This is a genomic window from Spiribacter aquaticus (assembly GCF_007625215.1).
Lineage (GTDB): Bacteria > Pseudomonadota > Gammaproteobacteria > Nitrococcales > Nitrococcaceae > Spiribacter > Spiribacter roseus.
Genome location: NZ_VMKP01000001.1, coordinates 451,459 through 466,605, shown reverse-complemented (window position 1 = coordinate 466,605; position 15,147 = coordinate 451,459). Strand labels below are relative to the sequence as shown.

General features: G+C 67.2%; 13 protein-coding genes and 1 tRNA gene. 9 read left to right on the top strand and 5 right to left on the bottom strand.

Translation table 11 applies throughout. The annotated features are described in order from the left end of the window. Window positions 1-13 precede the first annotated feature (13 nt). From FPL11_RS02335 to FPL11_RS02320, 4 genes are all read left to right on the top strand, one after another. Entirely contained in the window at window positions 14-427 is a 414-nt protein-coding gene (locus FPL11_RS02335) for a hypothetical protein (RefSeq protein ID WP_110882346.1), read from the top strand. A 57-nt stretch (window positions 428-484) separates the two neighbouring features. Further along, on the top strand, window positions 485-2,674 hold the full coding sequence (locus FPL11_RS02330; RefSeq protein ID WP_144347056.1) for a primosomal protein N': 2,190 nt from the start codon (window positions 485-487) through the stop codon (window positions 2,672-2,674). Between the two features lie 67 nt (window positions 2,675-2,741). Beyond that, window positions 2,742-4,502 (top strand): arginine--tRNA ligase, encoded by a 1,761-nt coding sequence (gene argS, locus FPL11_RS02325; protein ID WP_144347055.1) that lies wholly within the window; start codon window positions 2,742-2,744, stop codon window positions 4,500-4,502. Window positions 4,503-4,504: 2 nt separating this feature from the next. Further along, window positions 4,505-5,131, top strand: coding sequence for an SPOR domain-containing protein (locus tag FPL11_RS02320; RefSeq protein ID WP_144347054.1), 627 nt, complete (start codon window positions 4,505-4,507; stop codon window positions 5,129-5,131). Window positions 5,132-5,141: 10 nt separating this feature from the next. Here FPL11_RS02320 and FPL11_RS02315 read toward each other — a convergent pair whose 3' ends face one another. The 3 genes from FPL11_RS02315 to glnK all read right to left on the bottom strand — a co-directional run bounded on the left by FPL11_RS02315 (window position 5,142) and on the right by glnK (window position 7,760). Then, window positions 5,142-6,026, bottom strand: a complete 885-nt coding sequence (locus FPL11_RS02315) for an NAD(P)-dependent oxidoreductase (RefSeq protein ID WP_144347053.1) — start codon at window positions 6,024-6,026, stop codon at window positions 5,142-5,144. Window positions 6,027-6,151: 125 nt separating this feature from the next. Next, window positions 6,152-7,399, bottom strand: a complete 1,248-nt coding sequence (locus tag FPL11_RS02310; RefSeq protein WP_144347052.1) for an ammonium transporter — start codon at window positions 7,397-7,399, stop codon at window positions 6,152-6,154. 22 nt (window positions 7,400-7,421) lie between these two features. After that, window positions 7,422-7,760 carry a P-II family nitrogen regulator gene (gene glnK, locus FPL11_RS02305; RefSeq protein ID WP_069133919.1) on the bottom strand — a complete coding sequence of 113 codons (339 nt, stop codon included), beginning with the start codon at window positions 7,758-7,760 and terminating at the stop codon, window positions 7,422-7,424. A gap of 250 nt (window positions 7,761-8,010) precedes the next feature. On the opposite strand from glnK, the gene ubiK reads away from it, so the two are divergent. From ubiK to FPL11_RS02285, 4 genes are read left to right on the top strand one after another with little or no spacing between them, the layout of a single operon-like run. Continuing rightward, window positions 8,011-8,292 (top strand): ubiquinone biosynthesis accessory factor UbiK, encoded by a 282-nt coding sequence (gene ubiK / locus FPL11_RS02300; RefSeq protein ID WP_069133918.1) that lies wholly within the window; start codon window positions 8,011-8,013, stop codon window positions 8,290-8,292. Window positions 8,293-8,344: 52 nt separating this feature from the next. Then, window positions 8,345-9,838, top strand: coding sequence for a YifB family Mg chelatase-like AAA ATPase (locus FPL11_RS02295; RefSeq protein ID WP_144347051.1), 1,494 nt, complete (start codon window positions 8,345-8,347; stop codon window positions 9,836-9,838). A 29-nt stretch (window positions 9,839-9,867) separates the two neighbouring features. Then, window positions 9,868-11,130 (top strand): D-amino acid dehydrogenase, encoded by a 1,263-nt coding sequence (locus tag FPL11_RS02290; RefSeq protein WP_144347050.1) that lies wholly within the window; start codon window positions 9,868-9,870, stop codon window positions 11,128-11,130. A 20-nt stretch (window positions 11,131-11,150) separates the two neighbouring features. After that, the gene (locus FPL11_RS02285; protein ID WP_144347049.1) at window positions 11,151-13,136 is read left to right on the top strand and encodes a monovalent cation:proton antiporter family protein; all 1,986 of its coding nucleotides are present in this window, start codon (window positions 11,151-11,153) and stop codon (window positions 13,134-13,136) included. Here FPL11_RS02285 and FPL11_RS02280 read toward each other — a convergent pair whose 3' ends face one another. Next, window positions 13,137-13,646, bottom strand: a complete 510-nt coding sequence (locus tag FPL11_RS02280) for a c-type cytochrome (protein WP_144347048.1) — start codon at window positions 13,644-13,646, stop codon at window positions 13,137-13,139. 106 nt (window positions 13,647-13,752) lie between these two features. Between FPL11_RS02280 and FPL11_RS02275 the strand changes: the two genes are divergently transcribed. Beyond that, a tRNA-Arg gene (locus FPL11_RS02275) sits at window positions 13,753-13,829 on the top strand. Between the two features lie 56 nt (window positions 13,830-13,885). Here FPL11_RS02275 and FPL11_RS02270 read toward each other — a convergent pair. Beyond that, window positions 13,886-14,965: a porin gene (locus FPL11_RS02270; RefSeq protein WP_144347047.1), complete on the bottom strand. Its 1,080-nt coding sequence runs from the start codon at window positions 14,963-14,965 to the stop codon at window positions 13,886-13,888. Between the last annotated feature and the right edge of the window lie 182 nt (window positions 14,966-15,147).

Sequence of the window (15,147 nt, the reverse complement as noted above, 5' to 3'; positions counted from 1 at the left end):
AAAAGGAGTCAACATGACGGATGCCGAAAACGCGGACACCCTGGATCAGCTCACGCTGAATGCGGACGGGCTGTACCAGGAAGAAAACTTCACCGACCGTCAGGTCGGCAGCATCCAGCGGCTGAGTCCGGTCACCCGCGACGGGAAGCCGGACGACAGCCGGCCGGTGCTCTACCTGGGCAGCACCCAGGTCATGACACCGGCCGGTGCCCTGCCGCTCAACTTTGAGCTCGAGGCCAACAGCCTAGAGGAGGCCATGAATGCTTTCCCGCCCGCCGCCCAGGCAGCGCTGGAGCAGACCATGGAGCAGCTCAAGGAGATGCAGCGTGAGCAGGCGTCACGCATCATGACGCCCGATCAGATGGGCGGCGGGGGTGCCCCGGGTGCCGGTGGCGGCATGCCGGGCGGCGGCATCCAGATGCGCTAGCGCCCTGTGGCCGTCGGGGCTGCCGGCCCCGGCGGTCCGACGACGTCCGCCCCGCCCATGACCGATATCATCCGAGTCGCGGTGGCGGGGCCCTTCACTGAGGCCCTCGACTACCTACCCCCCGCCAACGGTCCCGCGCCGGCCGTGGGCGTCCGTGTCCGGGTTCCGCTGGGGCGCCGCGAGCGGGTGGGGATCGTCACCGCCGGTCCCACCGCCAGCGATCTGGCCGCCGACCGGCTGCGACCGATCATCGATGTCATCGACCCGACGCCGCTGCTCGACCCCGCCACCATGGCCCTGATCGAATGGGCCGCCCGCTATTATCACCACCCGCCGGGCGAGGCCTATCTCACCGCCCTGCCCACACGGCTGCGCCGTGGCGATCCCGCGACGCCCGGCCAGTCCACCGCCTGGCACCTGACCGACGCGGGTCGTGCGGCTCAGCCCGACGCCCGGGCGCGACGGGCACCCCGCCAGCGCCAGCTGCTCGAGGCCCTGCAGCGCAGCGGCACGCTGACCCCCGTGCAGCTCGCGGGCATCGGTGGCGACGCCCGCAGCGTGCTCAGGCGTCTGGTCGAGCAGGGACTGGCGGCCACCGATACCGCCCCCGACTACGGCCTGTTGCCCGGACGCGCCGATCAACCCGGCGCCGCCCTCAATGACGAGCAGCAGGCCTGCGCCGCCGCCATCCGCCCGACGGCGGGGCATGCCGCCATCCTGATCGACGGCGTCACCGGCAGTGGCAAGACCGAGGTCTATCTGGACGCCATCGCCCGCACCCTCGAATGCGGACGGCAGGTCCTGGTCATCGTCCCCGAAATCGGCCTGACCCCTCAGCTCGTGCAGCGCTTTCAAAGCCGTCTCAGCGGGCGGATCGCCATCCTCCATTCGGGGCTGGCCGATGGCGAGCGCCTCAATGCCTGGCTGGCGGCGCGGGCGGGCGTGGCGGACGTGGTCATCGGCACACGATCGGCGGTGTTCGTGCCGCTGGCCCGGCCCGGATTGATCGTCATCGATGAAGAGCACGACGCCTCGCTCAAGCAACAGGAGGGGTTTCGCTACTCGGCGCGGGATCTGGCGGTGCTGCGCGCCTACCGCAGCGACGTCCCCGTTGTCCTCGGCTCGGCGACGCCCTCGCTGGAAAGCCTCGCGAATGCCGCGCAGGGGCGCTATCAACACCATGCGCTGACCCGGCGGGCCGGTCATGCACGACCGCCCTCAATGCAGCTGCTGGACATGCGCGGTCAGCCCACCCGGGAAGGCCTCTCGCAGCCGCTCATCGAACGGGTACAGAGCCATCTGGATGCCGGCGGCCAGGCCCTGCTGTTTCTCAACCGACGCGGCTTTGCCCCGACACTGATCTGCCATGAATGCGGCTGGCTCGCCGAGTGCGATCGCTGCGACGCCCGCTATACCTATCACCGCGGGCGTGGCCGCCTGCACTGCCATCACTGCAATCGCGAGCAGCGCCTGCCACACCACTGCCCGAGCTGCGGCAGCGTCGATCTGCGCGCACTGGGATTGGGCACCGAGCGGATCGAGGCGGCGTTGACCGAGGCCTTCCCGCAGACCCCGCCGGTGCGCATCGACCGCGACAGCACCCGCCGCCGGGGCAGCTTCGAGCAGGCCATGCAGCGGGCGCAGACCGGCGAGACGCGGCTGATCCTGGGCACCCAGATGCTCGCCAAGGGCCATCATCTGCCGGCGGTGACGCTGGTCGCCATCGTTGACGCCGACCAGGGCCTGTTCGGTGCCGATTTTCGGGCGCCTGAGCGGCTCGCCCAGCAGGTCATTCAGGTCGCCGGGCGGGCCGGCCGGGCCGAACGGCCCGGCGAGGTGGTCATCCAGACCCATCACCCGGAGCACCCGCTGCTCCAGCAGCTGCTGCACGGTGGCTACCCGGCGTTCGCCCGGACGGCACTGGCCGAGCGTGAGGCCGCCGGACTGCCGCCCATGCGGGCGATGGCACTGATCCGCGCCGAGGCCACCGACCGTCACGCGCCACTGGCCTTTCTACGCGCCGCCGTGCCACTGGCCCCCGCCGACGACGCGGTGGAGCGGCTCGGTCCGTTTCCCGCGCCCATGGAGCGACGCGCCGGTCGCCATCGCGCCCAGCTGATGCTTCTGGCCGACAGCCGTGGCGATCTGCAGGCTCTGCTCAGCGGCTGGCTGCCGGCACTGGGCCGGCTGCCCGAGGCGCGGCAGGTGCGCTGGTCGGTGGATGTCGATCCGGCCGAGTCGCTGTAGCGCTTGAAGACTGCGACCGAGGCCGGATAATGGTCGCTCGTTTGCCAACCGGATATTGAACACCCCGATGAAAGAAGAACTCGTCGATCTGCTGAGTCAGGCCCTGCAATCCCTGGCCGCCGCCGAATCCCTCAGCCTTCCCGACCGGATCGACATCCAGCTCGAGCGCGGCCGCGGCAGCGGCCACGGCGACTACGCCAGCAACCTCGCCATGCGTCTGGCCCCGGTACTGCGCCAGAACCCCCGCGAGCTGGCGACCCGGCTGGTGGCCCATCTGCCGGTGCATGCCCACATCGATCAGGTCGAGGTGGCCGGCCCCGGGTTCATCAACTTCTTTCTCACCCGCGATGCGGCCAACGCCGTCATCGCCCGGATCCACCGCGAGGGCCGTGAATTCGGCCGCAGCCACTATGGCCGGGGCCAGCAGGTGATCGTCGAGTTCGTCTCGGCCAACCCCACCGGCCCGCTGCATGTCGGCCATGGCCGCGGCGCCGCCTTTGGGGCGGCGCTGGCCGACGTGCTCGAGGCGACCGGCCACGCGGTCCATCGCGAGTATTACATCAACGACGCCGGGCGGCAGATGCATATCCTCGCCGTCAGCGTGCTGATCCGCTATCTGGAACATCGTGGCGAGTCCATGGCCTTTCCCGCCAACGGCTATCGCGGTGACTACATCCACGGCATTGCCCGCGATCTGGAGGCCGAGGCCGGCGAGCGCTACCGCATCACCGCCGCCGAGCTGACCGCCGGTCTGCCCGCCGATGCCCACGCCGGCGGCGACAAGGAGGCGTATATCGACGCCCTCATCGCGCGCGCCCGGGGCCTGCTGGGAGAAGGCCGCTACGAGGAGATCCTCGAAGCGGCGGTCACCGCCATCACCGGGGATATCGCCGAGGACCTGGCCGCCTTCGGTGTCCGCTACGACCGCTGGTTCAGCGAGCGCGCACTGGTGCGCACCGGCGCCGTGGAGCATGCCCTCGAGCAGCTCCAGGCCGCCGGCGCGCTCTACGACGCCGAAGGTGCCCGCTGGTTCCGCTCCACCGACTATGGCGATGACAAGGACCGGGTGGTGCGCCGGGCGGATGGGCAGACCACCTACTTCGCCTCGGACATCGCCTATCACCTGAACAAGTTCGAGCGTGGCTTCGAACAGGCCATCGATGTCTTCGGCGCCGATCATCACGGCTACATGGCCCGCGTGCGGGCAAGCCTCGAGGCGTTTGGCCATGCCACCGACGCGCTCACCTTCCGGCTGGTGCAGTTCGCCATCCTCTACCGCGGCTCCGAGCGCCTGCCCATGTCGACGCGCGCCGGCGAGTTCGTCACCCTGCGCGCCCTCCGCGAGGAGGTGGGCAACGACGCCGCCCGCTTTTTCTATGTCATGCGTCGGCCCGAACAGCACCTCGACTTCGACCTCGAGCTGGCCAAGTCGCAGTCCAACGACAACCCGGTCTACTACATTCAGTACGCCCACGCCCGGGTCTGCAGCGTGCGCCGGCAGAGGCACGAGCGCGGGATCGAGCATGACCACGACAACGGGCTGAGCCATGTCGACCGGCTCGACGCCGATCATGAGCAGGCCCTCATTCAGGCCCTCGGCCGCTACCCCGAGGCGCTCGAGTCGGCGGCGGCCAATCACGAGCCGCACCTGCTGGCCGCCTACCTGCGCGAGCTGGCCGGCGCGTTCCACACCTACTACAACGCCCATACGTTCCTGGTCGACGACCGCGACCTGCGCGATGCCCGCTTGACGCTGATCGAAGCCGTGCGCGAGGTGGTGCGCAATGGCCTCGATCTGCTGGGCGTCTCGGCACCGGAACGCATGTAGACATGGCAGCGAAGGGCAGCACCCGCCGCAAGCCGGCCCGCAAGAGCAATGGGCAGGCGAGCCGTCCGACCCGCGCCCGGGCGGCGTCGGGCCGTCGGCCGGGTGCCATTGTCTGGGGGGCGACGGGGCTGGCCGTCGGCCTGCTGGTGGCCCTGGTGGTGCACCTCGAGCATCGCCGGCCCGATGCACCCCGCACCGACGCAACCGCTGACAGTGAAGCGGCCCCCTCGCCGGCGACGCAGGACGATCAGCCGCGGTTCGAGTTCTATCGCCTGCTCAACGAGCAGGAGGTGGAAGTGGGCGAGCGGGATGACGGCGAGGAGCCGCCCGCACCGGCCGTGCCCGAGGCCGATCCCGCCGCTGATCCACCGGCCGCCCCCGAATCGGACGGCACCCGCTATCTGCTGCAGGCCGGCTCGTTCCGTCAGGCGGAGGATGCCGATTCACTGAAAGCCAGCCTGGCGCTGCTGGGCATCCAGGCCCGCGTCCAGGTGGTCGAGCTGCCCGGCGGCGAGACCTGGCACCGGGTTCGCGTGGGGCCGTTCGCCGATCTCGAGCAGGTCAATGGGGTCAGGGCGCGGATGGCCGATCAGCAGATCGAATCCATCCTCCTCCAGGCCGGCGGCTGACCCGCCCGGCCTAGAGACTCTTGCGGTTGCCCGATTCGAACAGCTCGCGCTTGAGCCGGAACAGCGCCGAGGTGTCCTCGTCGCCGTAGCCCTGATCCAGCAGGCGCTCATAGTGCTTGATGGTCATCTCCACCAGCGGCAGATTGACGTCGAGCTTCTGCAGCAGGTCGCGGCACAGGTTGAGATCCTTGTGATGCAGCGACACCCGGAAGCCGGGCTCAAAATCGCCGGCCAGTATCCGGCTGCCACGGCGCTCGAGCAGACGGCTTCCCGCCGCGCCACCGGTGAGAACCGGCAGCAGGCGCTCGGTGTCGAGGCCACTCGCCTCAGCGAATGACAGTGACTCACTGATCGCCTGGACGATGCCGGCAACCATCACCTGATTGACCGCCTTGGCCCGCTGGCCACTGCCCACCGGCCCGAAGTGCGTGGCGTCGCTGCCGATGGCCTGCAGGGCCGGGCGCACCCGCTCGAGCACCGCCGGGTCGCCGCCCACCATGATCTGCAGGGTGCCGGCCTCGGCGCCCTCGGGGCCGCCGGTGACCGGCGCATCCAGGAACGTCGCGCCCTTCGCCTCCAGCATCGCTGCGGCCTCGCCGGCCGCGTCCACGCCAATGGTCGAGGTATCGATCACCACATCACCCGGGCTGACACCCGCCGCCAGCGCCGCAACCACTTCCAGCACATCGGCATCCGCGCGGACGCAGGTAATGACCACATCGCAGGCGTCGGCAAGCGCCGTCGCATCGTCGGCCACCGGTACGTCCAGCTCATTGCCGAGGGCATCGGCCGTGGCCCGCGTGCGGTTCCACACCCCCGCGAGCAGTCCATCGGCGGACAGGTTCCGCGCCATCGCCCGGCCCATCACGCCCAGTCCGGCAACACCCACTTTCATGCTTGTCTCCCTATCGTGCGTCAGCCCATCTGAGGCCCGGCAGTCTAACGCAGGTGCTCATCCTGCCCCAGAAAAAAAACGGGCGCCCGAAGGCGCCCGTGGGTCAGTGGTTCAGCCGGTCCGCGTCAGCGCGGGTTGCTGAACTCCGGATAGGCCTCGACACCGCATTCGACGATGTCGAGCCCGGTCTCTTCATCCTCCTCGGAGACACGCAGTCCGATCACCGCCTTGAGGATGGTCATGAGGATGTAGCTGACGCCAAAGGTCCAGACGAAGATCGTCACCAGACCGATGATCTGCGGCCCGAAGCTGGCGCCTTCATTCCACAGCGGCACCGCCAGGACACCCCAGATGCCGGCCGTGCCGTGCGCGGAGATGGCACCCACCGGGTCGTCGAGCTTGAGCTTGTCGAGTCCGACGATGGAGAACACCACCAGAACGCCGCCGACAACGCCGATCAGGGTCGCGCCCAGCAGACTCGGCACGTTGGGACCCGCGGTGATCGACACCAGACCGGCGATACCGCCGTTGAGGGCCATGGTCAGGTCGGCCTTGCCGAACATCAGGCGCGCGGTGACCAGCGCGGCGACGACACCACCGGCAGCGGCCAGGTTGGTGTTGGCGAACACCAGGGCGACCGCGTTGGCTGAGCCGGCGTCGGAGAGCTTGAGCTCGGAGCCGCCGTTAAAGCCGAACCAGCCAAACCACAGGATGAACACACCCAGCGTCGCCAGCGGCATGTTGGCACCCGGAATTGGTTTGACCTCGCCATTGGGGCCGAACTTGCCCTTGCGCGGGCCCAGCACCATCACCGCCGCCAGTGCCGCGGCCGCACCGAACATGTGGACGATGCCCGAGCCGGCGTAATCGGAGTAACCGACCTCGGCCAGGAAGCCACCACCCCAGCTCCAGAAGCCCTGGATGGGATAGACCAGGCCGGTGACGATCACCGTGAACAGGAGGAACGTCCAGAGCTTCATCCGTTCGGCCACGGCACCCGAGACGATCGACATCGCGGTTGCCACGAACACCACCTGGAAAAAGAAGTCGGAGATGTTCGAGTAGTAGGCATCGCTGCCCGCGGCGATGTCCGCCGGCACGTTATCCGATGCGCCGAGAATGCCGCCGATGGACGGAATGACGCTGCTGATGCCGCCGCCATACATGATGTTGTAGCCGATCAGCATGTACATGATGCAGGCGATCGCGTAGAGCGAAACGTTCTTGGTGAGGATCTCGGTGGTGTTCTTCGAGCGCACCAGGCCCGATTCGAGCATGGTGAACCCGGCGGCCATCCACATGACCAGCGCCCCGGAGATCAGGAAGTAAAAAGTATCCAGCGCGTAGGCCAGTTCGTTGAATTCTGCAGACATGTTTCAGACTCCCAGTGATTCCTTAGAGTGCGTCTTTGTCGGTTTCACCCGTACGAATGCGGATGGCCTGTTCGACGGGCGAGACAAAGATCTTGCCGTCGCCGATCTTGCCGGTGTTGGCCGCCTTGCTGATGGCCTCCATGGCGCGTTCGACAAGATCATCGTCGAGCACGACCTCGACCTTCATCTTGGGCAGGAAATCGACGACGTACTCAGCCCCCCGATAGAGCTCGGTGTGGCCTTTCTGACGGCCAAATCCCTTGACCTCGGTGACGGTGACGCCCTGCACGCCGATCTCCGAGAGTGACTCCCGGACATCGTCGAGCTTGAAAGGCTTGATAATCGCAGTGATCAGCTTCATGCCTGAACTCCCCTGTCGGGACCGGATCCCCCGGTGCCCATGAACGATATAAATGCACCAGAGTCTATGCACGGACCGTGCCAACGAGCGGGCGCTCAGCGATCGGCGACCTGATCCTGTGCATCGCGGGCGATATGCACTTTCTCGGTGCAAACTCCGTTCATCGGACGCACCAAAATGAGTCGCCCCGTGGATTGGGAATTGCCCGCGAACGCCTTAAACTGGCCCGACAGTCAACGGAGGCCGAACAATGCTCGATCCGAAACAGCTTGACGACATGGCGAAGCGCTTTTCCGAAAACCTGCCCAGCGGGCTGCGCGACTTTCAGGCGGAAGTCGAGAAGAACGCCCGAGTGGCGCTGCAGAGCACTTTCAGCCGGATGGAGCTCGTCACCCGCGAGGAATTCGACGCCCAGGCCAAGGTGCTTGCCCGCACCCGCGAGCGCCTCGAGGCGATGGAAGCCCGGGTCGCGGCGCTCGAGGGGACGCCAGCCACCGGCGAAGCGGCACAGCCGGACGACGCCGCCGACTGATTCCCGCCCGCCACGCGCGGGTCTTCAGCTTCGCACAGGGAGGTGCGTCGCCATGGCACTGGCACAGATTCAGGCCCGCGCGGCGGTGGGCATCGATGCCCCGCGCGTGGGCGTCGAGGTTCATCTGGGCGGCGGTCTGCCGTCGCTGTCCATCGTGGGATTGCCCAATACGGCGGTGCGCGAGGCCCGCGACCGGGTCCGCGGGGCACTGACCACCAGCGGTTTTGAATTCCCGCGTCGCCGCATCACCGTCAATCTCGCTCCCGCCGATCTGCCCAAGGATGGCGCCCGCTTCGACCTGGCGATTGCGCTGGGCATCCTCGTGGCCTCCGGCCAGATTCCCGGACAGCATTGCGGGACCACCGTGTTCTGCGCCGAGCTGGCGCTGTCCGGCCGCCTGCGTCCGGTCAACGGCACCCTGCCCGTGGCACTGCGCTGTACCGCCGCCTCGGAAACCCTCGTCGTTGCCGCCGACAATGCCGCCGAGGCCGCGCTGGCGGGTGGCCCCGTGCATGGCGCCGATCATCTGCTCGATGTGACCCGGCATCTCGGTGGCAAGCGTCCCCTGCCACCGGCGCAGCCCAGCGGGCGCGGCCATGCCCCGGCAGGCCCCGATCTGCGCGATGTCATCGCCCAGGCGCCGGCGCGGCGGGCCCTTGAAATCGCCGCGGCCGGCGGCCATAGCCTGCTGTTCTGCGGCCCGCCCGGCAGTGGCAAAAGCCTGATGGCGGCACGCCTGCCGGGCCTGCTGCCCGCCATGACCGATGCCGAGGCAATGGAGTCGGCATCGCTGCACTCCATCGCCGAGGGTTGCTTTGACCCCGCTCACTGGGCCCGACGCCCCTTCCGCAGCCCCCATCACAGCACATCGTCGCGGGCACTGACCGGCGGTGGCGTGCGCCCGCGGCCGGGCGAGATCTCGCTCGCCCACCACGGGGTGCTGTTCCTCGACGAACTGCCCGAATTCCCCCGTGAAGCCCTCGAGGCCCTGCGCGAGCCACTCGAGACCGGCGAAATCAGCGTCTCGCGGATCAACGCGCGGCTGCGCTTTCCCGCCCGCTTCCAGCTGATTGCGGCCATGAACCCCTGCCCCTGCGGCTACGAGGGTGACAGCGACCATGACTGCCGCTGCACGCCGGCGCAGATCCGTCGCTACGGCAACCGCATCAGCGGTCCATTGCTGGATCGCATCGATCTGCAGGTGCGGGTCCCCCGGCTGACCGCCGCCCAGCTCGATACCTGCACTGAGGGCGAGTCCAGCGACGCGGTGGCCCGCCGCGTCCAGATCACCCGCGAGCGCCAGCTGGACCGTGACGGGATCCCGGCCAGTCATCTGCCGGTCAGCGCGATGCGCCGCATCGGCCGACTCGATGCCGCCGGCCGGCAAATCATGCGCCAGGCCACCCAACGCTTTGGTCTGTCGGCACGCGGCTGGCACCGCTGCTGGCGGATCGCGCGCAGCATTGCCGATCTCGACGGCGCTGCTGACATACGGGAACACCATATCGCCGAAGCACTGTCCTATCGTGAGCGGGTTCAGCGTTAAACTGATCGCAATACGTCAGGGGAGGTTCAGTGAATATCATCGTGATGGGCGGCGGCCTGGTCGGCGTGGCCACGGCATGGTATCTGCTCGAGGGCGGCCATTCGGTGACGCTGCTCGACCGGGCACCGGAACTGGCCTCGGAGGCGAGCCATGCCAATGGGGCCATGCTCCACGCCAGCCACACTGAGCCCTGGAACACCCCGCAGGCCCTGGGCCAGCTGCTGCGCTGGATGGGGCGCGAGGACTCACCACTGCTGCTGCGGCCCACGCAACTGCCGCGCCTGATGGGCTGGGGACTGGGGTTTCTGCGCTACAGCCGCCCCCATCACCACGCCCGCAACACGGCCGTCAACGCGCGTCTGGCCACTTACAGCCTGCAGCGCATGCGCGAGCTCGAAGCGGAAACTGCCATCGACTATACCCAGGCGCATAACGGCATCCTCAAAATCTTCCGGCATCCCGAGGAAATGGAAACCGCCCGCGCCAGCAGCCGCCTGATGGCGGACTCGGGGGTGCGCCACGAGACACTGAGCCCCGCCGGGATCAGCCAGCGCGAGCCGGCGCTCGCCGATATTCAGGCGGAACTCGCCGGCGGGTTCTTCTACCCCGACGACGCCAGTGGTGATGCCCGCCTTTTCTGCCAGCGGCTGGGCGAGAAGGCCGTCGAGCGCGGACTGACCCTGCGACTGGGCGAATCGGTACAACGCCTGCACGTCAAAGCCGGCCGGCTGCGGGCCATCGACACCGACCGGACCACCCTCGAGGCCGACGCATTCGTGCTGGCCACCGGCGCCGAGGCACCGTACCTGGCCCGACAGGCAGGCCTCCGCCTGCCCATCAAGCCAGTGAAGGGTTACTCCGCCACGCTGCCGGTGGGCGGGCTCGAGGCGGCACCGCGGTTGCCGATCATCGACGATGGCCGCAAGATCGTTATTACGCGACTGGGCGATCAACTGCGCATTGCCGGCACCGCCGAGTTCACCGGTTATGACCGGCGTATACGGCCGCAGCGGGTCGAGCGCGTGCTCGAACAGGGGCTGGCGAACTTTCCCGCACTGGCGCGCCAGGTCGACACCCGTCAGGCCGATCAATGGGCCTGCCTGCGCCCGATGACCATTGATGGTCCGCCGATCCTGGGGCCCAGCGGCATCGACGGGCTCTACCTCAACACCGGCGCCGGCCACCTCGGCTGGACCTTCGCCGCCGGGACCGGGCGCGTCGTCGCTGATATGATCGACCAACGTACGCCGGAGATTGATGTGTCCGGCCTGACCCTCGAGCGCTACCAATAGGCGAGGACGCCACCCCGAGCATGGACAGCCTGCAAAGCATCATCCTCCTGCTGACCACCTCCGTGGTGGCGGTCTCGGTGTTTCGCCGGCTGACCCTGCCGCCGATCATCGCCTACCTGGTGGTGGGCATGGCCCTGGGCCCCTCGGCACTGGGCCTGATCCCCGAAAACGAAACCACTCATCTGCTCGCCGAGTTCGGGGTGGTCTTTCTGCTGTTCACCATCGGCCTGGAGTTTTCGTTTCCGCAGCTGCACGCCATGCGCTGGGCCGTCGGCGTACTGGGTGGCAGCCAGGTCACCCTGTGTCTGGCGCTGTTCGGTGGCATCGCCTGGTGGCTGACCGGATCCATCGAGGTGGGCGTGGTGCTGGGCGGCGCGCTGGCACTGTCGTCCACCGCCATCGTCACCAAGCAGCTCACCGAGCAGGTCGAGGTGCACACCCGACATGGGCGGCGGGCAGTGGGCGTGCTGCTGTTTCAGGATCTGGCCGTCGTCCCGCTGCTGATCGCCATTCCGATCCTCGCCGGCAACAGCGACAACTCACTGACCACCGAGCTGGGGCTGGCGCTGATCAAGGGTGTGGTGGTGTTCGGCATCATGGTCTGGGTGGGGCGCAAGGCACTGCGACCGATCTTCCACGAAGTCGCCCAGGCCCGGTCCAACGAGCTGTTCACGCTGACGGTACTGCTGATCGCGGTCGCCGCGGCCTGGCTGACCCATCTGGCGGGCCTGTCGCTGGCGCTGGGGGCGTTCCTTGCCGGCATCATGCTGGGCGAGACCGAATACCGCTATCAGATCGATGCCGACATCCGACCGTTCCGGGATGTGCTGCTGGGGTTTTTCTTCATCACCGTCGGCATGGTGATCAACCTGCCGGTACTGATCATGGAGCTGCACTGGGTGCTCCTCATCGCCGCCGGCATGGTGGCCGTCAAGCTGCTGCTGGTGTACACCATCGCCCGCCAGGTGGACGGCCCACAGGACTCGGGACGGACCGCGATCATCCTCGCCAACGGCGGTGAGTTCGGCTTTGCCCTGATCGCCCTGGCGATCAGCGCCGGGCTGATGACATCGGCCACCAGCCAGCTGGTGCTGGCCGCCATCGTCCTGAGCATGCTGGCCGCGCCGATCCTCATCCGCCATAACCAGGCGCTCGCCCAGCGCCTGCTCAGTGCCCCGGCGGAGGGCGCCAATGCCGCCGACACCAGGACCGAGGTCTCGCGTATTGCCGAGCCCCTCGCCAACCACGTCATCCTCTGCGGCTATGGCCGGACGGGTCAGAACATCGGCCGCTTCCTGGATCAGGAAGCGCTGCCGTACCTCGCCCTCGACCTCGACCCCCAGCGCGTCCAGGAGGCCCGCAACGCCGGCGACCCGGTCAGCTATGGCGATTCCGAGCGACGCGAAGTGCTGCAGGCCGCTGGCCTCGAGCGGGCGCGGATGATCGTGCTCAGCTTTGACAACCCGGCCGGTAGCCTCAAGGTGCTCGAGCATACCCGCGCCGAGCGCCCGGACATTCCGGTCATCGTGCGCACCCGCGACGATCGCTGGATCGAGCGCTTTGAAGCGGCCGGCGCCACCGTGGTGGTCCCGGAGATCCTCGAGGCAAGCCTGATGCTCTCCTCGCATGTGCTGGCGCTGCTGGGGGTTCCCATGGCGAAGGTGTTCCGCAGCGTGCGGGAAGTCCGCGGGGATCGTTACCGGCTGCTCAAGGGGTATTTCCACGGCGCCGAGCGCGTGGATATGGAGAAGGTCGGGCGCTTCCAGGAACAGCTCCACGCCATCACGCTCAGTGGCAATGCCCCGGCGATCGGTCAGCGGCTGAGCGACATTGACCCCGACTCCATCGGGGTCACCATCAACGCCGTGCGGCGGGGTGGCATCCGCGGGCCGCAGCCATCACCGGACACCGTGCTGCGGGACGGGGATGTACTGGTGGTCTATGGCACGCCCGAGGCCCTCGAGCATGCCGAACACGTCCTGCTCGGCGGCGAGCCGGCGGGCTGATCAGGACTCGGGGACTTCCAGCCCGGTTTCGGATTCGACCATCCACTCGATGGCCGCGCGGATCTCCTCCTCAGAGGCGGCGCCACCCTGCGCGGGCATGTTGCCGTAGCCATCGGCGACGTTCTGGGTGAGCGTTTCCCAGCCCTTGCCAATGCGCTCATTCCAGGCCGCCTTGTCGCCGATCCCGGGAGCATTGAGGAAGTTGCCCTGATGGCAGGCGATGCAGACCGCCTGGGTGACCTGCTCGCCGCTGCGCACCTCGGTGACACCGCCCTCATCCGCGCCGGAGTCCGCCGAGGCGATGGCGGGCGCCGGCTCGCCACTGAGGCGGACGGCGAAATCCGGCGACAGGTTCTGCTCGGCGCGCTCCTCGGCAAGCGCCTGCCGTTCAGGATCCATGTCACCGAACACCGAATTCGCGATCACGATGAGCAGAACGGTCACGCCCACCAGCGTGGCAATGACCAGTGCGAAGTTACGGACGAAGACACTATCCTGCTCGGCGCTCACTTGATAATCCTCAATTTTTGGGCTGTCACAAAGTATAGCGGCATTGCCCGACACGGCAAACCGGGGGCTATGCCCGGACCGCGGCAGACGCTATAATCTGCGGCATGCGCCTGTAGCTCAGCTGGATAGAGCGTCGGCCTCCGAAGCCGAAGGTCGCAGGTTCGAATCCTGCCGGGCGCACCAGATCAATCCACGCGTCGGCTGCGCCATCCTGACCGCAGCCGACACGCGGAGTAGTACTAGAACCTGTACTGCATTCCCGCGGCGAGAGTTTTCCCGGCGTCTAGCCCGGGCTCGTCCACGTCGTCATGAAAGTAAGTTGCATAGAGGTTGACGGCACTGCCAACAGACATGTCGTAGCCAACCGCGAAGGTCGTCCGGTTTCCCCCCTCCTCGAAATCAACATCCGTCGTCAGACGGGTGGCATCCGAATACGCGACCGCCGCCAGGACGGACCCCGGGCCGGCCGGCAGTGAGACACCCGCGGTACCAGTATTGATGTCAAAGGACTCGTTCCCATTAAGGTCTTCGTCCAGGTCATAATCCGCGTATTGGTACTGCCCGAATAGCTGCGCTCCACCGATGGATTGACTCACGCCGAGAATCGCGGAGGAGTGCTCGCCACCGGCGCTGTAGTTCAGCCCACCGACAGTTCCAAGGTCGAGATACTGGGCGCCGGCGATCATCACCGTGCCACCCGATCGATAGACCAGGTTGCCGCCCAGCCGGTCCTCGCCCGACTCACCCTCAGTTTCGCCAAATGCGTATTGGGCCGTCGCCGTTACTCCGCCCATCGTTGGGGCAACGTACTGGATACTGTTATCCCAGCCTGAGTCCCCCAGATAGGAGGCAGCCGCGTCTCCGTTCCCGGCATAGGTGTGAAAATTTGCAGGCGAGAACGTGAACGATCCTCCGAACGGATTGGTGAACAACATGGGCAGATACAGCGGCGCCGTAATACGCCCACCGTAGACGGACCCAAAGTCGCCTTGCAGACCAAGCTTCGCGCTACGCGCAAAAAACTTGTCGCCATCAAAACGGCCGCTCTCGGCAACATCCGGGCGGAAGAATGCCTCAACATCACCCACCGCCGTGAGATCACTGGTGATGGCGTCGGATGCCTGAATACCCCAGTAGGATGTGTCACGCCCACCCGAGTTGAGGACCGTTGTGGAATCGGTATCCTCGCCGATGGGCTCAACCGACCCCGCAAAGACATCAATGATGCCGTCGATTTCGACGTCCACCGCCGTGGCATTCGTGCTGACCATTACCGCCGCCAGGCCAAGCCCGGTCGCAGATCGCAATGCGTTCTTCATGATACCCCCTGAATTTCGTGTTCAATCAATCAGTCGCGACGGGTTGCAGAATCATCCGCATGCCGCACATTGACCTATCACGATTCGTGCCATGATTCGGGCGTCCCTTACCCTACTGTTTTTAAAACGTTTTTTTTGCGCGAGGACGCTGAAGCTCCGACTTACCGGCCAAGACCGGAAAG